General features: G+C 43.9%; 21 protein-coding genes and 1 rRNA gene. 12 read left to right on the top strand and 10 right to left on the bottom strand.

Annotated features, from left to right (window positions below; all coding sequences use genetic code 11):
- Positions 1-62: 62 nt before the first annotated feature.
- The 12 genes from rrf (at position 63) to gpmA (ending at position 14,068) form a co-directional block, all read left to right on the top strand.
- Positions 63-172: ribosomal RNA gene (rrf, locus tag K429_RS0127285) — 5S ribosomal RNA — on the top strand.
- Positions 173-499: 327 nt separating this feature from the next.
- Positions 500-1,090 carry a hypothetical protein gene (locus K429_RS0127280; RefSeq protein ID WP_007213467.1) on the top strand — a complete coding sequence of 197 codons (591 nt, stop codon included), beginning with the start codon at positions 500-502 and terminating at the stop codon, positions 1,088-1,090.
- Positions 1,091-1,101: 11 nt separating this feature from the next.
- Positions 1,102-1,944: a DUF2764 domain-containing protein gene (locus tag K429_RS0127275; protein WP_007218704.1), complete on the top strand. Its 843-nt coding sequence runs from the start codon at positions 1,102-1,104 to the stop codon at positions 1,942-1,944.
- 18 nt (positions 1,945-1,962) lie between these two features.
- Complete coding sequence (locus K429_RS0127270) at positions 1,963-3,717, top strand: V-type ATP synthase subunit A (protein WP_007213465.1); 1,755 nt, start codon at positions 1,963-1,965, stop codon at positions 3,715-3,717.
- A gap of 119 nt (positions 3,718-3,836) precedes the next feature.
- Positions 3,837-5,159, top strand: coding sequence for a V-type ATP synthase subunit B (locus K429_RS0127265; protein ID WP_007218703.1), 1,323 nt, complete (start codon positions 3,837-3,839; stop codon positions 5,157-5,159).
- 45 nt (positions 5,160-5,204) lie between these two features.
- Positions 5,205-5,546: a four helix bundle protein gene (locus K429_RS0127260; protein ID WP_022210185.1), complete on the top strand. Its 342-nt coding sequence runs from the start codon at positions 5,205-5,207 to the stop codon at positions 5,544-5,546.
- 70 nt (positions 5,547-5,616) lie between these two features.
- Positions 5,617-6,222, top strand: a complete 606-nt coding sequence (locus tag K429_RS0127255) for a V-type ATP synthase subunit D (RefSeq protein WP_007213463.1) — start codon at positions 5,617-5,619, stop codon at positions 6,220-6,222.
- Positions 6,219-8,024, top strand: a complete 1,806-nt coding sequence (locus tag K429_RS0127250; protein WP_029328826.1) for a V-type ATP synthase subunit I — start codon at positions 6,219-6,221, stop codon at positions 8,022-8,024. Before K429_RS0127255 ends, K429_RS0127250 begins: the two co-directional genes overlap by 4 nt.
- A gap of 43 nt (positions 8,025-8,067) precedes the next feature.
- Positions 8,068-8,532, top strand: a complete 465-nt coding sequence (locus tag K429_RS0127245; RefSeq protein WP_007213461.1) for a V-type ATP synthase subunit K — start codon at positions 8,068-8,070, stop codon at positions 8,530-8,532.
- 248 nt (positions 8,533-8,780) lie between these two features.
- Entirely contained in the window at positions 8,781-10,442 is a 1,662-nt protein-coding gene (locus tag K429_RS0127240; RefSeq protein WP_007218699.1) for a glycogen/starch synthase, read from the top strand.
- Positions 10,443-10,480: 38 nt separating this feature from the next.
- The gene (locus K429_RS0127235) at positions 10,481-13,045 is read left to right on the top strand and encodes a glycosyltransferase family 1 protein (protein ID WP_007213458.1); all 2,565 of its coding nucleotides are present in this window, start codon (positions 10,481-10,483) and stop codon (positions 13,043-13,045) included.
- Positions 13,046-13,321: 276 nt separating this feature from the next.
- On the top strand, positions 13,322-14,068 hold the full coding sequence (gene gpmA, locus K429_RS0127230; protein WP_029328825.1) for a 2,3-diphosphoglycerate-dependent phosphoglycerate mutase: 747 nt from the start codon (positions 13,322-13,324) through the stop codon (positions 14,066-14,068).
- A 94-nt stretch (positions 14,069-14,162) separates the two neighbouring features.
- Here gpmA and K429_RS0127225 read toward each other — a convergent pair whose 3' ends face one another.
- From K429_RS0127225 to K429_RS0127180, 10 genes are all read right to left on the bottom strand, one after another.
- A complete protein-coding gene (locus K429_RS0127225) occupies positions 14,163-14,885 on the bottom strand; it encodes a DUF6064 family protein (RefSeq protein WP_007218696.1) in 723 nt (240 codons plus the stop codon).
- A gap of 31 nt (positions 14,886-14,916) precedes the next feature.
- Entirely contained in the window at positions 14,917-15,411 is a 495-nt protein-coding gene (locus K429_RS0127220; RefSeq protein ID WP_007213454.1) for a threonine/serine exporter family protein, read from the bottom strand.
- A complete protein-coding gene (locus K429_RS0127215; protein ID WP_007213453.1) occupies positions 15,408-16,175 on the bottom strand; it encodes a threonine/serine exporter ThrE family protein in 768 nt (255 codons plus the stop codon). The genes K429_RS0127220 and K429_RS0127215 overlap by 4 nt, the downstream gene beginning before the upstream one ends.
- Positions 16,176-16,344: 169 nt before the next feature.
- Positions 16,345-16,854, bottom strand: coding sequence for an anaerobic ribonucleoside-triphosphate reductase activating protein (gene nrdG, locus K429_RS0127210; protein ID WP_007213451.1), 510 nt, complete (start codon positions 16,852-16,854; stop codon positions 16,345-16,347).
- 105 nt (positions 16,855-16,959) lie between these two features.
- The gene (locus K429_RS0127205) at positions 16,960-19,167 is read right to left on the bottom strand and encodes an anaerobic ribonucleoside triphosphate reductase (protein ID WP_007213450.1); all 2,208 of its coding nucleotides are present in this window, start codon (positions 19,165-19,167) and stop codon (positions 16,960-16,962) included.
- 306 nt (positions 19,168-19,473) lie between these two features.
- Positions 19,474-20,568, bottom strand: a complete 1,095-nt coding sequence (locus tag K429_RS0127200) for a TlpA disulfide reductase family protein (protein WP_029328824.1) — start codon at positions 20,566-20,568, stop codon at positions 19,474-19,476.
- 123 nt (positions 20,569-20,691) lie between these two features.
- Entirely contained in the window at positions 20,692-21,246 is a 555-nt protein-coding gene (locus K429_RS0127195; RefSeq protein WP_007213448.1) for a 30S ribosomal protein S16, read from the bottom strand.
- 188 nt (positions 21,247-21,434) lie between these two features.
- Positions 21,435-21,680: an RNA-binding protein gene (locus tag K429_RS0127190; RefSeq protein WP_007213447.1), complete on the bottom strand. Its 246-nt coding sequence runs from the start codon at positions 21,678-21,680 to the stop codon at positions 21,435-21,437.
- Positions 21,681-21,909: 229 nt separating this feature from the next.
- Positions 21,910-23,217, bottom strand: coding sequence for a Na+/H+ antiporter NhaC family protein (locus K429_RS0127185; RefSeq protein WP_007213446.1), 1,308 nt, complete (start codon positions 23,215-23,217; stop codon positions 21,910-21,912).
- Between the two features lie 209 nt (positions 23,218-23,426).
- Positions 23,427-24,917 (bottom strand): UxaA family hydrolase, encoded by a 1,491-nt coding sequence (locus K429_RS0127180; protein ID WP_022210191.1) that lies wholly within the window; start codon positions 24,915-24,917, stop codon positions 23,427-23,429.
- Between the last annotated feature and the right edge of the window lie 4 nt (positions 24,918-24,921).

Here is a 24,921-nt window from a genome sequence, read left to right as displayed (position 1 = left end):
TTGTATGGCAGGTATATACGTTCAGTTTAAAATCTTTGCTTTTTGCATCATGTCTAACTTATTTAGGTGACTATAGCATCAGGGTTCCACCTCTTCCCATTCCGAACAGAGAAGTTAAGCCTGATCACGCCGATGGTACTGCGTCAAGTGGGAGAGTAGGTAGTTGCCGTTTTTTAGAGAGAAGCCTCCATATCGAAATGATATGGAGGCTTTTTGTGTTTATAGGTATAATATTTGTATAATGGTTACTTTCAGTAGCTTTTTTTCCTCTTTGAACCTTCTATTTTCCTTTTTCAGCAAGCAATTTCTTTTTAGTTTGAAACTTCATCCTTATCTTTACAGAATAAAAATGGTATAAAAAGGCTTTTTTTGAAAAATAGGACGTTTTTATTCCATTCTTTCCCCCTTTTTTCTAAGGGATTTTAGTACTTTTGGACTCGAATCTAATAAAAAGGGAAAAAATCGCAATTATATAATTATTAAAATTACTCCTGTGTATATGGAAAACAAAATTCAAGAGTTGACTGATAAGATTTACCGCGAGGGGGTCGAAAAAGGTAACACTGAGGCCCAGAAACTTATCGCTAACGCTCAAGATGAAGCCAAGAAAATTGTGGAAGACGCTCGTAAAGAAGCTGAAGCAATTGTGGCTGCCTCTCGTAAGTCTGCCGATGAACTGGCAGAAAATACCAAGTCGGAATTGAAATTATTCGCCGGCCAGGCAGTGAATGCACTGAAGTCTGAAATCGCTACACTTGTGACGGATAAGATTGTCAATGCGGATGTGAAAGCATTTGCTGCCGATAAGGATTATCTGAACGCCTTCATAGTTGCATTAGCTTCCAAATGGAGTGTGAACGAGCCTATCGTGATCTCTACCGCCGATGCCGACGGCCTGAAGAAATACTTCGCCGCACAAGCAAAAGCGTTGCTGGATAAAGGTGTGAAGATAGAACAGGTAAATGGTAATAAGACGTTGTTCACCGTTTCGCCTGCCGATGGTTCGTACAAAGTAAACTTCGGTGAAGAAGAATTTATGAATTACTTCAAAGAATTCCTGCGTCCGCAATTAGTGGAAATGCTGTTCTAAAACCACAGGATATGAGTAAATACTATTACTACTTGGTAGCCGGTTTGCCCGAACTCACTTTGGAGGATAGCAAACTGAGCTATACGGTAGCTGATTTCAAAGCGGAACTGTATCCGGATTTGTCCGACGAAGATAGACGGTTGATTGACCTGTTTTATCTGAAGTTTGACAATGCGAACGTTCTGAAATTACTAAAGGATAAAGACGCTGCCATTGACTCTCGTGGAAATTATTCCGCAGAAGAATTGGCTGAGTTTATCTCATCGCTTAAAGATGGTGACGAGGTGGCTGATGCCGTATTTCCTTCCTATCTCTCCACTTTTATTTCAGAATATTTCAATACTCCTGCCGAGGATGATTTTCTGCATGAGGATCGTCTGGCTGCGCTTTACTATGCGTATGCAATGAAGTGCAGGAATAAGTTCGTGTCTTCCTGGTTTGCGTTCAATCTGACAATGAACAATGTGCTGGTGGCACTGACTGCCCGGAAATTCAAGATGGATATCGCTCCGCTGATAGTGGGAGATACGGAAGTGTGCGAGGCTTTGCGTACATCCGGTGCCCGTGATTTCGGGCTGACAGGAGAGGTGGACTTCCTGGATCAGTTGGTGAAGATCAGTGAAACCGAAGAGTTAGTGGAACGGGAAAAGAAAATTGACCAGTTACGTTGGAATTGGATGGAAGAAGCTACCTTCTTCAACTATTTCACTGTAGAGCGTCTGTTCGTTTTTCTGCTGCAACTGGAAATGATAGAACGGTGGATTTCTTTGGATAAGGAAAAGGGTAATCAGCTGTTCCGCAGCATCATAGCAACGCTGAAGGATGAAGTGCAGATTCCCGCAGAATTCAGATAAAATAAATAACATAATTATATGGCAACAAAAGGAACTGTTAGTGGCGTTATCGCCAACATGGTAACCCTCGTCGTTGACGGCCCGGTGGCACAGAACGAGATTTGCTACATCTCGACCGGCGGTGACCGACTGATGGCGGAGGTGATTAAGGTGGTAGGTACCCATGTGTACGTGCAGGTGTTTGAGAGCACCCGCGGACTGAAAGTAGGGGCTGAAGCCGAATTTACCGGACACATGCTTGAGGTGACATTAGGCCCGGGTATGCTTTCGAAAAACTATGACGGTCTGCAAAATGACCTCGATAAGATGGATGGAGTCTTCCTGAAACGCGGACAATATACCTATCCGCTGGACAAGGGAAGCAGATGGCACTTTATGCCTCTGGTGAAAGTGGGTGATAAAGTGGAAGCTGCTGCCTGGCTGGGCCAAGTGGATGAAAACTTCCAACCCCTGAAAATCATGGTGCCTTTCACTCAAAAGGGTGTATGTACCGTGAAATCCATCGTAGACGAAGGTGAGTACAGCATCGAAGATATCGTAGCCGTACTGACTGACGAAGAAGGGAATGACATCCATGTGAACATGATACAGAAATGGCCGGTGAAACGCGCCATGACGAATTATAAAGAAAAACCGCGTCCTTTCAAACTGTTGGAAACGGGTGTACGTGTCATTGATACCGTGAATCCTATCGTAGAAGGTGGTACGGGATTTATCCCCGGCCCGTTCGGTACGGGAAAAACGGTGCTTCAGCACGCCATTTCAAAGCAGGCGGAGGCGGATATCGTAATCATTGCTGCCTGTGGTGAGCGTGCCAATGAGGTTGTGGAAATCTTTACGGAATTTCCGGAACTGGTTGACCCGCATACCGGACGTAAGTTGATGGAGCGTACAATCATTATCGCTAATACTTCGAACATGCCGGTAGCTGCCCGTGAAGCATCTGTATATACGGCTATGACGATTGCAGAGTATTATCGTAGCATGGGTCTGAAGGTATTGTTGATGGCTGACTCCACTTCCCGCTGGGCACAGGCTTTGCGCGAGATGTCCAACCGTATGGAAGAGTTGCCTGGACCTGACGCATTCCCGATGGACTTGTCTTCTATCATCTCCAATTTCTACGGACGTGCCGGATATGTGGTGCTGGGTAACGGTGAAACGGGTTCTATTACCTTTATCGGTACGGTGTCTCCTGCCGGTGGTAACTTGAAAGAGCCTGTAACGGAGAATACGAAGAAGGTAGCCCGCTGTTTCTACGCTCTTGAACAGGATCGTGCCGACAAGAAGCGTTATCCCGCCGTGAATCCGATTGATTCTTATTCTAAATATATCGAATATCCTGAATTTGAGGAATATATCAAAACTCACATCAATGGCGAGTGGATCGGTAAGGTGAATGAAATCAAAAACCGCTTGCAACGCGGTAAGGAGATTGCCGAACAGATCAATATCCTGGGTGATGACGGTGTACCTGTAGAATATCATGTAACATTCTGGAAATCAGAATTGATCGACTTCGTAATCCTGCAACAGGATGCTTTCGACGAAATTGACGCTGTAACGCCGATGGAGCGCCAGGAAGATATCCTGAACATGATTATTGATATCTGTCATACGGAGTTTGAATTCGATAACTTCAATGAAGTAATGGATTATTTTAAGAAAATGATCAATATCTGTAAGCAGATGAACTACTCGAAGTTCAAATCAGAAGAATATGAAGGATTCCGTAAGCAGTTGCAGGAACTGATTGAAGAACGTAAAGCCTAAGGAAAAGTACAATTTACCATTTACAAGGTACAATTTGCCGTTCGGCATGTGTGTGTAGGTGGTAAAAAGTTAGAATGCGAAAATTGTAAATTGTAAATTGCTAAATTGTAAATAAATAGATGGCAACAAAAGCATTTCAAAAAATATATACCAAGGTCACTCAGATTACGAAAGCTACGTGTTCGCTGAAGGCAACAGGGGTAGGGTATGATGAGTTGGCAACCGTAAACGGCAAGCTCGCCCAGGTGGTGAAGATTGCCGGTGACGATGTGACTTTGCAGGTATTTGAGGGTACGGAAGGTATCCCGACCAATGCGGAGATAGTATTTCTGGGTAAGTCGCCTACGCTGAAAGTGAGCGAACAGCTTGCGGGACGTTTCTTCAACGCTTTCGGTGATCCGATTGACGGTGGTCCGTCTATCGAAGGTCAGGAAGTGGAAATCGGTGGTCCGTCTGTGAACCCGGTACGCCGTAAACAACCGTCGGAACTGATTGCGACTGGTATTGCAGGTATCGACTTGAACAATACGCTGGTATCCGGACAGAAGATTCCGTTCTTTGCCGACCCTGACCAGCCGTTTAACCAGGTAATGGCGAACGTAGCACTTCGTGCCGAGACGGATAAGATCATCCTGGGCGGTATGGGTATGACGAACGATGACTACCTGTACTTTAAGAATGTATTCTCCAACGCCGGTGCGCTCGACCGTATCGTCAGCTTCATGAATACAACGGAGAATCCTCCGGTAGAACGTTTGCTGATTCCGGATATGGCGTTGACGGCAGCCGAATATTTCGCTGTGAACAATAATGAAAAGGTATTGGTACTGTTGACTGATATGACCTCTTACGCTGATGCGTTGGCGATTGTATCCAACCGTATGGACCAGATTCCTTCAAAAGATTCTATGCCGGGTTCTCTTTATTCGGATTTGGCTAAGATTTATGAGAAGGCAGTACAGTTCCCAAGTGGTGGTTCCATTACCATTATCGCAGTGACAACATTGTCCGGTGGCGATATTACGCATGCTGTGCCTGATAATACGGGTTACATTACGGAAGGTCAGTTGTTCCTGCGTCGTGATACAGATATCGGTAAGGTTATCGTTGACCCGTTCCGTTCACTGTCCCGTCTGAAACAGCTCGTTACAGGTAAGAAGACGCGTAAAGACCATCCGCAGGTGATGAATGCTGCTGTACGTCTGTACGCCGATGCTGCCAACGCCAAGACGAAGTTGGAGAACGGTTTCGACCTGACAAATTATGACGAACGTACCCTTGCATTTGCCAAGGATTACTCCAACCAATTGCTGGCTATTGATGTGAACCTCGATACAACTGAGATGCTCGATGTGGCTTGGAGCCTGTTCGGTAAGTATTTCCGTCCGGAAGAAGTGAATATCAAGAAAGAACTTGTGGACCAATATTGGCCCACAAATTAAAAATTAATAATTAAAAATTAAAGCTACGCGGTAAGGACGGATAATGTGATTGATCAGAGGGCTGTTGCTTTTGGGGTTAGGATTGTGAAAGCTTGCAGGTTTTTACAAGAAAACAAAAAGGAATTTGTGTTATCAAAACAAGTCCTTCGATCAGGAACAGCAATAGGAGCTATGGTTAAAGAGAGTGAATTTGCTGAGAGTAAAGCTGATTTTGTTCATAAATTGAGCATTGCACTGAAAGAGGCAAATGAAACGAAATATTGGTTGCTTTTATTGCACGAAAGTGAATATTTAGATGATAGTTCTTATGAATCGGTTAATGAAGATTGTTTGAATTTGATTCGTTTACTTGTTTCTATTATTAAACGAATGAAATGCGCAGCTTGATTTTTTTATTAATATATAATGTGATAAGTATGAGCCTTTAATTTTTAATTTAAAATTTTTAATTAATAAAGTGGCTATAAAGTTTCAATATAATAAAACTTCCCTCCAGCAGTTGGAAAAGCAACTGAAAGTGCGGGTACGAACACTCCCTATTATCAAGAATAAGGAGAGCGCACTACGCATGGAAGTGAAGCGCTGCAAATCAGAAGCTGCCGCGCTGGATGAGAAGTTGGAACGGGAAATCCAGGCCTACGAAGCGATGTTCGCCCTTTGGAATGAGTTTGACTCCTCATTGATAAAGGTGAGCGATGTACATCTCGGCGTGAAGAAGATTGCCGGTGTACGGGTGCCGCTGCTCGAAAACGTTGATTTCGAAATACGCCCCTACAGCCTGTTCAATGCCCCCAAATGGTATGCCGACGGCATACATTTGCTCAAGGTGTTGGCACAGACGGCTATCGAACGGGAGTTTATCGTCGCCAAACTGGGCTTGCTGGAACATGCACGTAAAAAGACTACCCAAAAGGTAAACCTCTTTGAGAAAGTGCAGATTCCAGGCTATCAGGATGCTCTGCGAAAGATCAAGCGCTTCATGGAAGACGAGGAGAACCTCTCCAAGTCATCGCAGAAAATCATGAAATCCCATCAAGAGAGTAGGAAGGAGGCAGAAGCATGATTACAAAAATGAAGAAGCTCACATTCCTTGTATATCATAAGGAGTACGAGGCATTTCTGAACGGAGTGCGCGAACTTGGAGTAGTGCACGTGGCTGAAAAACAGCAGGGAGTAGCTGATAATGCAGAGTTGCAGGACAGCATCCGGCTTTCTTCGCGTTTGCAGGCAACATTGAAAATGCTGCATGGATTGGGCGAGGCGAAGGAAACTACACCCGCTTCTGCTGCCCGCGGGCTGGAAGTGCTGGACGAAGTGGATGTGTTGCAAAGTGAAAAGACCAAGCTGCAACAACAGTTGCAAAACTATCAGAAGGAGAAAGCCGCCCTGGAACCCTGGGGTGATTTCGAGCCTGAAAGTCTGAATCTTCTGCATGATGCCGGCTTTACGGTAAACTTTTACTGTTGCTCGGAAGGTAGCTATGACGAAGCTTGGGAGGAAATTTATAATGCGATGATTATCAGTTGTGTATCCTCACGTATCTATTTCATTACTGTAACTAAGAATGAAGTGGAAGTAGATTTGGATGCAGAGCAGATAAAGTTACCTCCTTATTCATTGACCCGTGTGCAGATACTTTGTCAGGAGACTGAACAGGCTTTGGCGGACAATGACCAAAAGCTGGCTGTGCTTGCTGAGAAGGAGCAACCTTCATTACAAGCAGCCTTGAAGGAGGTGAACACTGAAATAGAGTTTTCTCAGGTGATACTGAACACAGAGGCTACAGCTGGAGAAAAACTAATGTTGCTGCAAGGCTGGGCGCCGGCTTCCAAAGAAAAGGAAATTGCCGCATGGCTGGATGAACAGCATATCTATTATGAGATTACGAATCCGACACCGGAAGATAATGTGCCTATCCAATTGAACAATAAGGGGTTCTTTGCCTGGTTTGAGCCGATATGCAAACTCTACATGCTTCCGAAATACAGTGAGTTGGATCTGACACCGTTCTTTGCACCGTTCTTTATGGTGTTCTTCGGGTTGTGTCTGGGCGACTCCGGTTACGGGTTGTTCCTGTTCCTTGCCGCTACGCTGTACCGTATGTTCGCCAAGAATATCAGTGCTACGATGAAGCCGATTCTTTCATTGATACAGATATTGGCTGCTTCTACATTCTTCTGTGGAATGCTGACGGGTACGTTCTTCGGAGTGAGCCTCTATGACATAAACATACCTTTCTTGCAGTATATGAAGGATCATTTGTTCATGGATAATAATGCCATGTTCCAGTTGTCACTGATACTCGGTGTGATTCAGATTCTCTTCGGTATGATACTGAAAGCAGTCAATCAGGCTATACAGTTCGGCTTTAAGTATGCCGTAGCCACTATCGGTTGGATTGTGTTGCTGATATCCTGCGGAGTAGGATTCATGTTGCCCGAAGTGATGCCGTTGGGTGGTACGGTACATCTGTGCATTCTTGGTGTGGCTGCCGTTATGATATTTCTCTTCAACAGTCCCGGTAAGAACGTGTTTATGAATATCGGACTGGGTTTGTGGGATTCTTACAACATGGCTACGGGTTTGCTGGGCGACGTGCTTTCGTATGTTCGTCTGTTTGCCCTCGGTCTGTCGGGAGGTATCCTTGCGGGAGTATTCAACAGTCTGGCTGTGGGCATGAGCCCTGACAATGTGATTGTCGGTCCGATTGTGATGGTACTGATATTCGTTATCGGACATGCTATTAACATGTTTATGAATGTACTGGGTGCGATGGTTCACCCCATGCGTCTGACTTTCGTGGAGTTCTTTAAGAATTCCGGTTACGAAGGAGGCGGAAAAGAATATAAGCCATTTAAAAAATAACAATTATAGAATTAAAAATTAAAACAATAAAAAACGTAAGATTATGGAAATGAACTTATTGATTGCCTACATCGGCATCGCAGTAATGATTGGTTTGTCTGGCATCGGTAGTGCCTATGGAGTGACGATTGCCGGTAACGCAGCTATCGGTGCTTTGAAGAAGAACGACGGTGCATTCGGAAACTTCCTCGTATTGACAGCACTTCCCGGTACGCAGGGTTTGTATGGTTTTGCCGGTTACTTTATGTTCCAGACTATTTTCGGTATCCTTACTCCTGAAATGACAGCCATCCAGGCTGCCGCTATTCTTGGTGCAGGTATCGCCTTGGGATTGGTTGCCTTGTTCTCAGCTATCCGTCAGGGACAGGTTTGTGCAAATGGTATCGCAGCTATCGGACAAGGTCACGATGTATTCAGCAATACATTGATCCTTGCCGTATTCCCGGAACTTTATGCTATCGTTGCTTTGGCTGCAACATTCTTGATTGGTAGCGCACTGGTTGCATAAGAATCTATTTCTGAATAATTTGCTAACCCAGGGTTGTCATTCCGGTGATGATCCTGGGTTTATTGTTTCCAAATGCCACACTTGAACAAGGCAAATGCCACACCTCGTTAAGTGAAATGCCCTTCTAACTATTTTTCGCAAACGATTGTTTATGCATATTTCATTAGTTTTTTCGATTAATAGGCTATTTTTCAAAGAATAATGTGTATTTTTGCAGCCGGTATTAAGTAATAGAGATTAAAAGTAATATGACTAAAGAGCTGTTAACCCCCGACTACATCTTCGAGTCAAGCTGGGAAGTATGTAATAAGGTTGGAGGTATCTATACGGTTTTGTCCACGCGAGCAAATACCTTGCAGGCAAAATTTCATGATAGATTGTTTTTTATAGGGCCTGATTTTTGGCAGGGTAAAGAGAATCCTTTGTTTATCGAGTCCGATAACCTTTGTGCAGCATGGAGAAAGCATGCAGCTGAGCAAGATAACCTTTCCGTCCGTGTAGGACGCTGGAACATTCCGGGCAATCCGATCGTTATATTGGTTGATTTCCAACCGTTTTTCGCACTGAAGAATGATATCTATACAGAAATGTGGAACCGCTATCAGGTGGATTCACTGCATGCATACGGTGATTATGATGAAGCATCCATGTTTTCGTATGCTGCCGGAAAGGTAGTAGAGAGTTTTTATCGCTACAACCTGACGGAGACAGATAAAGTGATTTATCAGGCACATGAGTGGATGACCGGTATGGGAGCCCTCTACTTGCAGACTGCTGTTCCTGAAATCGCTACGATATTTACCACGCATGCCACGTCCATCGGACGTTCCATTGCAGGTAACAATAAGCCTCTTTACGATTATCTCTTCGCTTATAATGGCGATCAGATGGCGGAAGAGCTCAATATGCAATCCAAACACTCCATTGAAAAACAGACTGCGCACTATGTAGACTGTTTTACGACTGTGAGTGAAATCACAAATAACGAGTGCAAGGAATTGCTTGATAAGCCTGCCGATGTAGTGCTTATGAATGGTTTTGAAGATGATTTTGTACCGAAAGGAACGACGTTTACCGGAAAACGCAAACGTGCGAGATCTACCATGTTGCGCGTTGCCAATTGCCTGATGGGTACGGATATGGGTGATGATACGTTAATTATCGGTACCAGCGGTCGTTATGAGTTTAAGAACAAAGGCATCGATGTCTTCCTTGAATCACTGAATCGGCTGAACCGTGATAAGAACCTGGAGAAGAATGTATTGGCATTCATCAATGTGCCAGGATGGGTAGGTGATGCCCGTGAAGACCTGCAACAGCGTCTCAAGAGCAAGGAGAAATTCACTACTCCGCTGGAAGTACCTTTGATTACTCACTGGCTGCACAACATGACGCATGATCAAGTGCTGGACATGCTGAAGTATATGGGCATGAGCAACCGTCCTGAGGATAAGGTGAAGATTATTTTTGTTCCCTGCTATCTCGACGGAAAAGATGGCATTATAAACAAGCAATATTACGATTTGATATTAGGAGAAGATCTTAGTGTCTATCCTTCATATTACGAACCTTGGGGCTATACCCCGTTGGAAAGTGTTGCTTTCCATGTTCCTACCGTCACGACCGATCTGGCAGGTTTCGGACTTTGGGTGAACAGCCTGAAGAACCAGCATGGCATCGATGATGGGGTAGAGGTACTTCACCGTTCGGATTACAACTATTCTGAAGTGGCTGACGGTATCAAAGACACCATTTCGGCATTTTCTGCAAAGACGGATGCAGAAGTGAAAAACATTCGCAAGCGTGCCGGGCAAGTGGCTGAACAGGCTTTGTGGAAGCATTTTATTGAATATTATTATGAAGCCTATGACTTTGCCCTTCGTCATGCGATGGAACGTCAGTTAGGTTAAAATAAATATGAATTATTAATCAATCAAGTAATCATACAATGAAGATTAAAGTTAGTAATGTAAACACTCCGAACTGGAAAGATGTGAATGTGAAATCTCATGTTCCTGCCGAGTTGGAGAAATTGTCTGAATTGGCACATAACATTTGGTGGTCTTGGAACTATGAAGCTACTGAACTGTTTAAAGACCTTGACCCTGCTTTGTGGAAAGAAGTTGGTCATAACCCCGTCCTTCTGTTGGAAAGAATGAGTTATGCTAAACTCGAGGCGCTTGCAAATGACAAAGTAATTCTGAAGAGAATGAATGACGTCTATGCTATGTTCAGAACGTATATGGACGTGAAACCTGATCAGAAGCGCCCTTCCGTTGCTTATTTCAGCATGGAGTATGGTTTGAACCAGGTACTTAAGATATATTCTGGTGGTTTAGGTGTTCTTGCCGGCGACTACCTGAAAGAGGCTTCCGATAGCAATGTTGACCTTTGCGCAGTAGGATTCCTATATCGTTACGGTTATTTCACGCAGACCCTCTCAATGGATGGCCAGCAGATTGCCAACTACGAAGCTCAGAACTTCGGTCAGTTGCCCATCGAGCGAGTGATGGACGAGAATGGCAATCAGGTGATTGTAGATGTTCCTTATCTGGATTATTTTGTTCATGCTTTTGTATGGCGTGTAAACGTTGGACGTATTTCTCTCTATCTGTTGGATACGGATAATGAAATGAACAGCGAATTCGACCGTCCTATTACTCACCAACTCTATGGTGGTGACTGGGAAAACCGTTTGAAACAAGAAATATTGCTTGGTATCGGTGGTATCTTGACACTGAAGAAACTGGGTATCAAGAAAGATGTTTATCACTGTAACGAAGGACACGCAGCGTTGATCAACGTTCAGCGTATCTGTGATTATGTAGCTGAAGGCTTGTCTTACGACCAGGCTATCGAACTGGTACGTGCTTCTTCTCTGTACACTGTACATACTCCGGTTCCTGCCGGACACGACTACTTCGACGAGGGTCTCTTCGGTAAGTATATGGGTGGTTACCCTGCCAGAATGGGTATCAGCTGGGAGGATCTGATGGATCTTGGCCGTAATAATCCGGGCGACAAAGGCGAACGTTTCTGTATGTCCGTCTTTGCTTGCAACACTTCACAGGAAGTGAATGGTGTAAGCTGGTTGCACGGAAAGGTTTCTCAGGAAATGTTCTCTACTATCTGGAAGGGCTATTTCCCCGAAGAAATGCATGTGGGTTATGTTACGAACGGTGTACACTTCCCGACTTGGAGCGCTACCGAATGGAAACATCTCTATGCTGCTAACTTCGATGAAAACTTCTTGTATGATCAGTCTAACCCGAAGATTTGGGAAGCTATTTATAATGTGCCCGATGAAAAAATCTGGGAAACACGTATGGCTTTGAAGAATAAGTTGATCGACTATGTTCGTAAGCAATACCGTGAAACTTGGCTGAAGAACCAAGGTGATCCTTCACGTATCGTTTCTCTGATGGATAAGATCAATCCCAATGCGTTGCTGATCGGTTTCGGTCGTCGTTTTGCTACTTACAAACGTGCTCACTTGCTGTTCACTGACCTCGACCGTCTGGCTAAGATTGTGAACAACCCTGACTATCCGGTACAGTTCCTGTTCACAGGTAAGGCTCATCCGCATGATGGAGCAGGCCAAGGTTTGATTAAGAGAATTATCGAAATTTCCCGTCGTCCGGAATTCCTGGGTAAGATTATCTTCCTGGAAAACTATGATATGCAGCTGGCTCGCCGTCTGGTATCCGGTGTAGATATCTGGTTGAATACGCCGACTCGTCCGCTCGAAGCATCCGGTACTTCCGGTGAGAAAGCGTTGATGAACGGTGTTGTAAACTTCTCCGTACTCGACGGTTGGTGGTTGGAAGGCTATCGTGAAGGTGCAGGTTGGGCGCTGACTGAAAAGCGTACTTACCAGAACCAGGAACATCAGGATCAGCTCGATGCAGCTACTATCTATAGCATCCTTGAAACAGAAATCCTGCCGTTGTACTATGCACGCAATAAGAAGGGATACTCTGAAGGTTGGGTGAAGACTATCAAGAATTCTATTGCACAGATTGCACCGCACTATACCATGAAACGTCAGTTGGACGACTATTATAGCAAGTTCTACACTAAGCTGGCTAAGCGTTTCAGCGCATTGTCGGCTAATGACAACGCCAAAGCAAAAGAAATTGCTGCTTGGAAAGAAGAAGTGGTGTCTAAGTGGGACAGTATTGAGGTAGTGTCTTATGACAAGTGTGAAGAATTGCTTCAAGCTACTATCGAAAGCGGTAAGGAATATACCATTACTTATGTAATCGATGAGAAAGGCTTGAATGATGCTATCGGTCTGGAACTGGTAACTACTTATACTGCCGGAGACGGTAAACAGCATGTTTATTCTGTTGAACCGTTCAGTGTAGTGAAGAAAGAGGGTAATCTTTATACCTTCCAGGTGAAACATAAATTAGAGAACGCAGGTAGCTTTAAAGTATCCTACCGTATGTTCCCGAAAAACTCTGACCTGCCTCACCGTCAGGACTTCTGCTACGTTCGTTGGTTCGTGTAAGAGTTTAATCTAACAAAATAGAGAAGCTGCTCACGGGAGGTTTACTAAACTTCTCGGGGCAGCTTTTCGCTTTTTTATTCACCTTATAGTATATGTACTATGAGACATTTACTTCTTTCATTGAGTTGTTTGTTTGGTATAGTTTCTGGCGTGCCAACAAATGCTGAAGTTGTGCATATATGCTGATTCACTGCTGAAATAGTGATCCCTCCCTCTTATTGAACAAGTTCCGATAGATGCGTGTTTTATTTATACGACTAATAAAAAATAATTCGTATGAAGAAAATTGTATTACTTCGCCATGGCGAGAGCGCATGGAATAAGGAAAATCGTTTCACTGGTTGGACCGATGTAGATTTGACAGAAAAAGGTATTGCCGAAGCTGAAAAGGCGGGACAGTTATTGATAGATAATGACTTCCAGTTTGATAAAGCCTATACTTCCTACTTGAAACGTGCAGTGAAAACACTGAATGTGGTATTGGATCGTATGGATCAGGACTGGATACCGGTAGAGAAATCCTGGCGCCTGAACGAGAAGCATTATGGACAGCTTCAAGGTTTGAATAAGGCGGAAACTGCTGCCAAATATGGTGAAGAGCAGGTGTTGATCTGGCGTCGTAGCTATGATATTGCTCCGCATGCACTGACTGAGGATGACCCTCGTAATCCGCGTTTTGAAGCACGTTATAATGAAGTGCCCGATGCGGAACTGCCCCGTACCGAGTCTCTGAAAGATACAATCGAACGCATCATGCCTTACTGGAAATGTGTGATCTTCCCGAATCTGAAAACAGCCGATGAGCTGTTGGTTGTGGCACATGGTAATAGTTTAAGAGGAATCATCAAGCACCTGAAACATATCTCCGATGAAGATATTGTAAAGCTGAACCTGCCCACCGCCGTGCCTTATGTTTTTGAATTTGATGATGACCTGAATTTGCAAAAAGACTATTTCTTGGGAGATCCGGAGGAAATAAAGAAGTTGATGGAAGCAGTAGCAAATCAAGGAAAGAATAAATAGAATGAAATCAGTATGAAATATGAAGTATTAGGTATCAGGTATTAATGATGCGTGGCCCTTAATACTTCATACTTAATACTTCATATTTAATTTTCTAGCCCACTAATTCGTTCAATATCGTGATACTTAGAAATACTCCAATTGCTACACAGAGTGCTATTAGAATCCAGTTGGTATATTTGGCACTTGGTTTTGTTTCTTTATGCAGATTCTGGTCGAAGTAATTCTTGAAGAAGAGATAAATGGCAGGAACGGTTGCACTTGCCAGCAATAAATCTTCGGGAATTTTGTAGATGTACACTTTAGAAAACGCTATCAATGCCCAGTGACAAAGGAAAAGTATTACAAGCAGATTCACTTTGCGTGAAAATGCCAGTAGCAACCCGATGGTGAATACGGCCACGGAGCAGGGCATCACACAGGTGGTCATCATTGGGAATTCCATGCCCCGTGCCCATGACAAGAGAGGGTAAAGGAATGGCATGGCATACAGTATGTAAGTCAGTTTGTCATATTTGTGATAACGTTCAAACGGAGTATAGTTTGTAATGAGGTCCCATAGCCAGATAAGTGCAATTATACCCCAGAATATGGCAAGTATATAATTGTAATTCCGGTCACCACAATAGATCATGTAGTAGACGATAGAAATCCAGCTATTTAAAAATACCATATATCCCTTCATCAACCGCTTTATCAGCAGTGTCGGTTTTTGATAAAGTAGTACGGTCAGCAGGATACCTGCAATCGTAATAATTACCTGGAAAATCCAGGTTGCTTCATTATATTGTGCGATTGTTTTCCAAAAAACTTCCATACGCAATCTTTTAAATTTTAATTTTCAACTTTTAATTTTTCTCGTGTCTTGTCATGGAGAAAGCCCGTTTGATAAACAAGAACAACGGTATAGTGGCGCCCACTGCCAACATGAAGATGACGCTACAAGTAACGATTGTGTTCGTGAATAAGTCTATCAGATACTTTTCTTGCAATTCCGGTACTTTCATATTCTGCATGAACATGATGAGTGAGAATACTATTTTGTAGGCGTACATACCCGGAATCATAGGCAGCAATGCAGGGATGTAGAGCACAGTCATGGGACAATAGATACGTTTTCCCAAAACAAGACTTCCCATACCGATACTGAAAGAAGCAAATAGGGATGCAGTAGCGATATCTACTCCCAGATAGGTCATCAGACAAAAACGCAGGGCATGGCCGATAGCGGCAAGTAAGGCAATGGAAGGAAAAGCGCGCAAGGGAGGATCTGAAATCGCTCCGAAACCGATGGCGGCAACTGCGGCAAATATGCCGTCCGTAAGTATATCAACGAGTATCATAATAAACTGTTTCTAATTAACATAAGAGTGCAGGAGAGTCCTACGGAAATACATAATACCAGCAACAATGCCTGGATGAGACGGGTGCAGCCGGTTAGTACATGTCCCTCAACAATATCAATGACACCATTCAGCAAGGGGACGCCGGGCACCAGATAAAGAACACTTGTGGCAATGGCTATCTCGGCTGTCGTTTCCAGCGTAAGCGCTGAAGAAGCAACCATGGAAGCTACGAATGCAGATACAATGAAAACAAGATAATGATTGATTTTCTTCTTCTGCATAATCTGTTTAATGTAGAAACCGATGAGTGTTGCGGAGAATACAATGAGACGCGCTGTCCAGTCACCACCAAACAGGGCGCAGAAAGAAGCATTGGCAAAACCCACTAGAAACAATGTACAAAGCGGGTCCATCTTCGGTCGTGATATTATTTTCTCATACTTGTCCCAAAGTGTTTCCAGAGGTAAATGATTGTCGTAGGCTTCCCAGCTAAGCGCACTCAGTTCAGCGTTCAGTTCGAAACTGATGGGGAAAGCGGGAATAATGGCTACTTCATTGTAGACTTCCGTGCTGTCAATGTCGCATACACTTACCACCATGGTCTTTTGGAAAAGGCTCATTTTCACGTCTACGTCCAGTGACTTTCCGATGCGACGGGTGTTTCGTATCACGCGTGAAGTGTGTACGCCGGACCCCATAAGACGATTAGCATACTCCAGTAAAAACCGGGTAATTTCTTTTAATTCGTTTGGCGAATTCATACTTTAAAATGTTATCCTAATATTATCTATTCTTGAAAAGCGCCGCAAAGGTAAGGCTTTTTGAGGAAAGAAAGAAATGATAATAAGTTATAATTATGGGAATTTCTGAAAGGAGGGAGGAAAGAAAGGAGAGCTTGAGATGATGGCGGCATCTCAAGCATACTGATTATTAAGCAATGCGAGGTACGGGATTATAATTGTATGTCACTACCTCTTCTGCCTGCAATGAAGCCTGTACGTCAATCAAGCGTTGGTTTTTGCTTCCGCGGAAGCACAGGCTTTCATCCCGTAGTTCCTGTTTGAATTTCCCGTCTACCAGTACATCGATATACTGCAATAGTTTGGCCTGTAGTGGGTTGCGTAGCAGAGTCTCAAAAGTATATCCTGTATAGCACCAGATGTTCTTGCTACTTTTTTCCTTGATGGCACATGCCAGTTCTGTAAATCCCTCAGGTTGGTACATCGGATCTCCGCCACTGAATGTTACGTCTGCAAAATTGTCGGCAAGCACTTTCGCCAGAATTTCGTCTGTCGACATCCAGCGTCCCCGGTTGATATCCCAGGATTCAGGGTTATGGCAACCGGGGCATCTGTTCGGGCACCCGGCAGCATAAATGGAGGTCCGGAAGCCCGGACCGTCCACTGTAGTATCTTCTATAATGTCGAGGATAGAAAGCATGATTCAATTAAAAATTAAGAATTAAAAATTAAAGGTTGGTGGGAGGGAATGAAATTAAGGGCTGCTTCGTTATTGCGCAGCTCTTTAATTTTAAATTTATAATTTTTAATTATGAATGACACGGTCGTTGAGTTCCGCCAGTTTGGCATTGTTCCAGCGGTCGGTAGTACCTACCAGGTAACCGGTGATACGTTGTAACTTATCGATGTGCGTACTGCCGCATTTCGGACAGGCTTCCAGGTTCGGAGTAGAGTTTTCATATCCACATTCCAGACAGCGGTTGCGGTTATGGTTTACTGAGCCGTATCCGATATTGTACTGATCCATCATGTCCACTACACGCATGATGACCTCAGGATTGTGTGTCGCATCACCGTCTATTTCTACATAGAAAATATGTCCGCCACGTGTCAGTTCATGATACGGAGCTTCCACTTCTGCCTTATGGCGGGCGCTGCACTTGTAGTACACAGGTACGTGATTGGAATTTGTATAGTAATCCCGGTCTGTAATTCCCGGCAATACACCGAACTTCTTACGGTCTGCCCCTGTGAATTTGCCGGATAGTCCTTCGGCAGGCGTAGCCAGTACACTGTAATTATGGTGATACTGATCGGAGAATTGGTCGGCGCGGTCGCGCATATAAGTTACTATTTTCACTCCCAGTTTTTGTGCTTCTTCCGATTCTCCGTGATGTTTGCCGGTAAGGGCAACCAGACATTCTGCCAAACCTATGAAACCTATGCCCAACGTTCCTTGATTGATAACAGAGGCGATTGTATCGTTTGGTTTCAGTTTTTCGCAACCTACCCATAGAGCAGACATCAGCAATGGGAATTGCTTGGCAAATGCGGTTTTCTGGAACTCCATACGTTCGTGCAGTTGGCGTGCAGTGACTTCGAGCATTGCATCCAGTTTTGCGAAGAATTTGGCTATACGCAATTCTTTATCTTCTATCTTCATACACTCGATAGCCAGGCGTACGATATTAATGGTAGAGAAAGAGATATTTCCACGTCCGATTGAAGTTTTCGGTCCGAAACGGTTTTCGAATACACGCGTACGGCATCCCATGGTGGCTACTTCGTGCTGATAGCGTTTCGGGTCATCTGCCTTCCACTCTTCGCTTTGGTTGAAAGTAGCGTCCAGATTGAGGAAATTCGGGAAGAAGCGGCGGGCCGTCACTTTGCAGGCAAGCTGGTAAAGGTCATAGTTCCGGTCTTCCGGCAGATAGCTTACACCACGTTTCTTTTTCCATATCTGAATAGGGAATATGGCTGTTTCGCCGTTACCTACACCTTGATAGGTGCTTTTCAGAAGTTCGCGGATGATGCAGCGTCCTTCGGCGGATGTATCCGTGCCGTAATTGATAGAACTGAATACTACCTGGTTGCCACCGCGTGAGTGAATGGTATTCATATTATGGATGAATGCTTCCATTGACTGATGTACACGTGCTACAGTCTTGTTAATGGCATGTTGCACAATGCGTTTCTCGTCAGACAGTCCATCCAGCGGTTGTTGCAGGTAGTCTGTAAGTTCTTTCTGATATAGATGTGAATAATCCTTTCCGTTCAACTCTTCCAGATTCTTGATTTCTTCGATATAGCTGTTGCGCACGTAGGGCGCCAGATAAAAGTCGAATGCCGGGATAGCCTGGCCGCCATGCATTTCATTCTGTGCAGTTTCCAGTGAGATACACCCCAGGATACTTGCGGTTTCAATACGTTTGGCAGGACGGGATTCACCGTGTCCGGCAGAAAAGCCGCAGGTCAAAATACGATCCAATGGATGCTGAACACATGTCAGGCTCTTGGTAGGGTAGTAGTCCTTGTCATGAATATGCAGGTAATTGCCGCTTACGGCTTCCAGTACTTCGTCGCTTAGCAGATAATCATCCACAAAGGGTTTGGTCGTTTCACTGGCAAACTTCATCATCATGCCTGCCGGGGTATCGGCATTCATGTTTGCATTTTCCCGTGTCACGTCATTGGATTTTATTTCTATAATCTCCAGAAACATGTCGCGCGTCTTGGCTTTACGGGCAATGCTGCGCTGATTGCGGTAAGCGATATACTTCTGTGCTACATCTTTCCGGCTACTCTTCATCAGTTCCATTTCTACGGCATCCTGAATGGCTTCCACCGTCATTTGTGCACTTCCCTTGAAAGATATATGATCTGTGATTTGGCGTATCAATTGCAAATCTTCGCCTTTATCCGTATGTAACATAGCTTTACGGATAGCAGTTACTATTTTCTCTTCATTGAAGCCTACTACACGTCCGTCTCTTTTGATTACAGTCTGTATCATGGTCTCGTTTTAATTTTTTAGTTATCCATTAGAATTGGGACTGCAAAGGTATAAACTTATCTATAAGTTTTTGTTTTTGGGAAACTTTTGTCGGTCTAAAATATGTTAATCAGTTGATTCTTAGAAATGTATGATTGCAAAGTGGATAACTTTTTGTTTTAGCCGATTTTGAAAAGTTGTTCAAAATGGAAAACTCTGTGTAGTAGGTAGATACAAAAAAACTCCCTTGCTACACCTATTTGTAACAAGGGAGTTTATGCTATAAGAATAAATTCTCGATTGTGATTATTCTTTTCCGGACAAAGATTATTTCAATACTTCAGCCAATTTTTCCTGTAGACCTTCACCGTGCAGCCCGCGTGCGATGATGGTTCCTTCACCGTCGATCAATACAGTGTGAGGAATGCTGCTTACTGCATATAGTTGGGCACCTTCGCAGTTCCAGTATTTCAGGTCGGACATTTGCGGCCAAGTGATATTCAGTTTCTGGATAGCATCTTTCCATGCTTCGCCGCTTTGATCCAAAGATACACCTACGATTTCAAAACCTTTGTTTTTGTATTGAGCGTAAGCTTCTACCAAATTGGGCATTTCACGACGACAAGGACCACACCAGCTTGCCCAGAAGTCGATGAGTACCACTTTGCCTTTACCTACATAGTCAGACAACTTCACTGGTTTTCCGTCAGGAGTTTCCATTTCGAAATCTGTAAACTTCTGGCCTACAGCAGTTGCTTTCATCTTTTCTACATTTTCTTTGATTTTGATGATTACTTCATCATTTGCAAATTCAGCCGGTATCTGCGGTACCAGCGGATCCAGTTCATCTACTTCAAGGTAGTAGTAGTTATTCTTCAGCAAATGAACACCTACGAGGTTTGTGATATTCTTAGCGATACCTGCCTTGGTGATCTCCATTGACTTTTCTTGTAGGTCATTCATTTCCTTCATTTTGGCTTCGCGCTGTTCGTCAGTCAGTGTAGTATCTGACATAGACTCGTATATAGTCATCATTTGTTTGTTCAGACCGTTCAGTTGAGCTCTGATTTCCTGGTAAGCATCATTGCTTGGCGTACCGGTAGCGGAATCATTATCACGCGTCAGGTTGATGTTGATGTTACCGTTTTCAAGGAAAAAGTCCATTAATATGCCTTCTTTTCCTGCCGGTCTGTAAGTCACGTAACGGTTTACGGCAGTATCTTGTACACCTTTGAAGGTGAATGTGCCTTTTGTGATAACTGCGGAGTCAACTTTTACAAGATTTCTTCCGTCTACTTTTTGCAAAAATACGGTGTCGCCGTCAGCTCCACCCTCTACAGTTCCGGTTACCACGTAACCTTTGTTTCCGCTACAGGCAGCAACGATGGCGGCCACAGCGAGCAGATAGATAAATTTTTTCATTGCTTTTATTATTAAGTAAAAATATGTAGCTACAAAGATAATCAATAAAAAATCCCCTCCGGCATAACCGGAGAGGATTTTATAGTTTTAATCCCATTTTTTGTAATCGTGCTGTGCTTACTATTATTCAGCAGCAGCTTCGGCTGCGGGAGCTTCTTCGGCGGGAGCCTCTGTTGCTTCTTCAGCAGGTGCTTCGGCAGCAGCTTTTTCTGCTTCTTCAGCAGCTTTCTTTTCAGCCAATGCTTTAGCTTTCTCAGCGTTCACTTTCTTTTCGGCTTCCAGACGTGCTTTTGCTTCAGCTTTCTTAGCTTCTTCGTCTTTAGCTTTCAAGGCAGCCAAACCGCTTTGTTTGTTGTTCTTCCAAGCTTCAAATTTAGCTTCAGCTTCAGCTTCGCCAAATGCGCCTTTAGTTACACCACCCAACAGGTGTTTTTTCATGTAAACGCCTTCGCGTGACAAGATGTTACGAACAGTGTCAGTCGGTTGTGCACCTTTCATAACCCAGTCAAGTGCGCGGTCGAACTTCAAATCTACTGTGGCAGGATTGGTGTTCGGATTGTACGTACCAATCTTCTCAATAAATTTACCATCACGTGGTGCTCTTACATCTGCAATAACGATAGAGTAAAAAGCATAGCTCTTACGTCCATGTCTTTGCAATCTGATTTTTGTTGCCATTTTAAATAATGTTTTAAATAAATGATTTGAATTATGCTACTATCTCGTAATAGCGGCTGCAAAGGTAGGACTTTTTATTTTGATTGACAAAGAGTTTGCTTATTATTTTCAGTAAATCAACTATAAAAAAAGGATGAATTTCATTAGAAATCCATCCCTCTTTTTAATAACGTATTATCTGAGAATGATTAATTCTTCGGTAATGCTTCTTTAACTACCATCGGACGGCCTCCGTATTCAGCACCGTTCAATGCATTGATAGCGTTAGATGCTTCTGCAGAATCCGGCATTTCGATGAATGCGAATCCTTTAGATCTTCTTGTTTCACGGTCAGTGATGATTCTTACTGAGTCTACTGTTCCGTACTCTTCCATAACTTCTCTCAAATCTGATTCTCTAACCTTGTAATTAAGGTTACCTACATACAAATTCATAAATCTAAATAAAATAATAAATTAATAATTCAATAAACAAAGTTTTTGGAAGTTGTTAGGTCAGAGATGGAAATACTCAATGTAGAGGAAATACATACGTGAAATAATCAAATCGAATAAACTTTCTTATTGTTCGGGTACAAAGTAACGCATTCTATTTTAATAATGCATCATCTTTTACCATATTTTTTTTCGATATTTTCATTTTTTATTGGATATGGGAGATTTTTTACGAATATTTCCGTGGATATCTCACTAATATTGCCAGTAATGCACATATTCCCATTGTAAACGGATAATACAAGCTACCGATAATGCTGATGGGAGAAATTCCCGCTAATCCGGCGGCAATCAATAGTTGCGCCCCGTAAGGAATGATACCTTGTATCAGGCAGGAGAAGGTGTCCAGGATACTGGCTGTCTTCCGGCGGTCCAGATGAAAGCGTTGGGCGATGTCCTTGGCTATCGGTCCGGTGGTAATGATGGCGATGGTATTGTTGGCGGTGCATAGGTTGGCAATGCTGACGAGTGCGGCGATACTCAGTTCTGCACCTCGCTTGCCTTTTACGTGACGTGTCAGGCGGGAGATTATGAAATCGATGCCTCCATTATACCGAATGGTCTCAAGCATGCCGCCCGCAAGTAAAGTGATGATGATAAGTTCTCCCATTCCCGTGATGCCTGTTCCCATGGCGCCGAACCAGTCGAAGAAAGCTGTGCTTATGTCTGTTCCGCTTGTAATGATGCCTATGATGCCTGTGCTGAGAATCCCCAGCAGTAAAACCAACATTACATTTACACCTGCCACTGCCGTACCCAATACGATGAGGTAGGGGATAACCTTTATCCATTCAATCGCTTGCGTCTGTGCAGGGGCTGATATTGATAATCCCTGGAATATATAGATACATAATACGACCAGTGCTGCCGGAACCACAATCATAAAGTTCACCCGGAACTTATCCCTCATCACACAATCCTGTGTTTTGGTGGATGCAATTGTTGTGTCCGAAATAAAAGAGAGATTATCTCCGAAAAATGAACCGCCCACTACAATGGCAACCATATATGGCAGATCTATACCGGTTTTTTCCGCCAGTCCGATGGCTACGGGCGTCAGTGCTACAATTGTTCCCACACTGGTGCCGATGGAAAGTGAAATGAAACAGGCAGCGATGAAAATTCCTGCCAGTAATAAATTGTCCGGCAGAATACTCAGAGTCAGGTTTACTGTAGCGTCGATTGCTCCCATCTGTTTGGCGCTTTGTGCAAAAGCTCCGGCAAGGATGAATATCCATATCATCAATATGATATTCTTATTGCTGGCTCCTACCGAGAATTGATACACCCGCTTTTCCAGACTCAATCCGCGCGTCAGTGCGATGGCATAGCAAGATGACAACAGGAATGCTACCGTAATGGGTACTTTATAGAAATCGTTTACAATCAATGAAGTCACCAGGTAAAGGCATAAAAATACCGCCAGCGGGCTCAATGCCCACCATCCACCTTTTCGTTTATTCGCTGTATTTGTCATTTTAATATATATATTGTAATACGGAATTACTTCACCACAGAGTAACACAGAGTCTCACAGAGTTTAATCAATTTGAAATCAAAAGAATAGAACTCTATGATACTCTGTGTTACTCTGTGGTGAAACATTTATTCGCTGCAAAATTATAAAAAACAAAGAGCGGAGCAAAATAGTTTTTGCCCGCCCTCTATCTCTATAATTGTCAATTGTTATAGCGTTACTCCCGTTTTGAAGATTGCGATTTCCTTGTAACCTTTCTTCTCGTTGTTCACGAATTCACCACTTGCCACCTGGATAATGTAATCGATAAACCGTTCGCAAGTCTTTTCCATCGGCTCGTTTTCCACGATAACTCCTGCATTGAAATCAATCCATCCCGGTTTGTTCTTTGCCAGAGTGGAGTTGGTGGAAATCTTCATGGTCGGCACATACGTTCCGAATGGTGTGCCACGTCCTGTGGTGAACAATACCATGTGGCAACCGCAGGAGGCCAGTGCTGTTGCTGCCACCAGGTCATTTCCCGGAGCTGACAACAAATTCAATCCTTTTACTTTCAGACGTTCACCATACGGCAACACACCTTCCACGTAGCTTTTGCCACATTTCTGGGTGCATCCCAAGGCTTTGTCCTCCAAAGTTGAGATACCGCCCGCCTTGTTTCCCGGAGACGGATTTTCACCTACCGGTTCGCCATGTGAAAGGAAGTATTCCTTGAAGTCGTTAATCAGTTTCACAGTTTCTTCAAATAATTCCTTGTTGCGGCAACGGTTCATCAATATGGTCTCTGCACCGAACATTTCCGGAACTTCCGTCAATACGCTCGTACCACCTTGTGCCACCAGGAAATCGGAGAACATACCCAACAGCGGATTGGCTGTGATACCGGAGAAACCATCCGATCCGCCACACTTTAAGCCTACTCGCAATTCACTCAGGGGTACATCCACACGTTCGTCCTTGCTGGCTTTTTCATACAGCTCCCGCAACAGTTTCATACCTTCTTCGTACTCATCGCCTACTTTCTGCGTTACCATGAATTTTACACGGTCTTCGTCATATTCTCCCAGGAACTCACGGAACACATCCGGCTGATTGTTTTCACAGCCTAAGCCCACTACCAGCACTGCACCTGCATTGGGGTGCAATACCATGTCCCGCAGGATTTTCTTAGTGTTTTCGTGGTCGTCTCCCAGTTGCGAGCAGCCATAGTTGTGAGGATATGCCATAATCGCATCCACTCCTTTGCCGCCGGTTTCCCGACGCAGACCTTCGGCCAGCTGGTTGATGATACCATTCACGCAGCCTACGGTCGGTATAATCCACACCTCGTTGCGAATTCCCACTTCGCCATTTTTACGGCGATAACCTTTGAATGTCAGGTTCTTGTGTGGAATATCCAGCGTAACGCTTGTCGGATTGTATGTATAATCCAGCAATCCAGCCAAATTTGTCTGGATATTATTCTCATTCATCCAATCCCCCTGTTTCTTAGTCGTGCGTGCATGACCGATAGGGTACCCATATTTAATGACGTTTTCGCCTTCTGCAAAGTCTTTCAATGCAAATTTATGTCCGGCGGGCACTTCCTCACTCAGAGTGATTTCCGTCCCGTCCACCGTGAGCTTTTCTCCTGCCGGCAGTGTCACGATAGCGACAGCTACATTATCTGCAGGGTTGATTTTAAGGTACTTAGTTTCCATAATT

The sequence above is a fragment of the Bacteroides sp. 14(A) genome (assembly GCF_000526555.1).
In the GTDB taxonomy this organism is placed as follows: Bacteria; Bacteroidota; Bacteroidia; order Bacteroidales; family Bacteroidaceae; genus Bacteroides; species Bacteroides cellulosilyticus.
The sequence above is the reverse complement of the archived record's forward strand: the minus strand, read 5'-3'. Positions and strand labels throughout refer to the sequence as shown.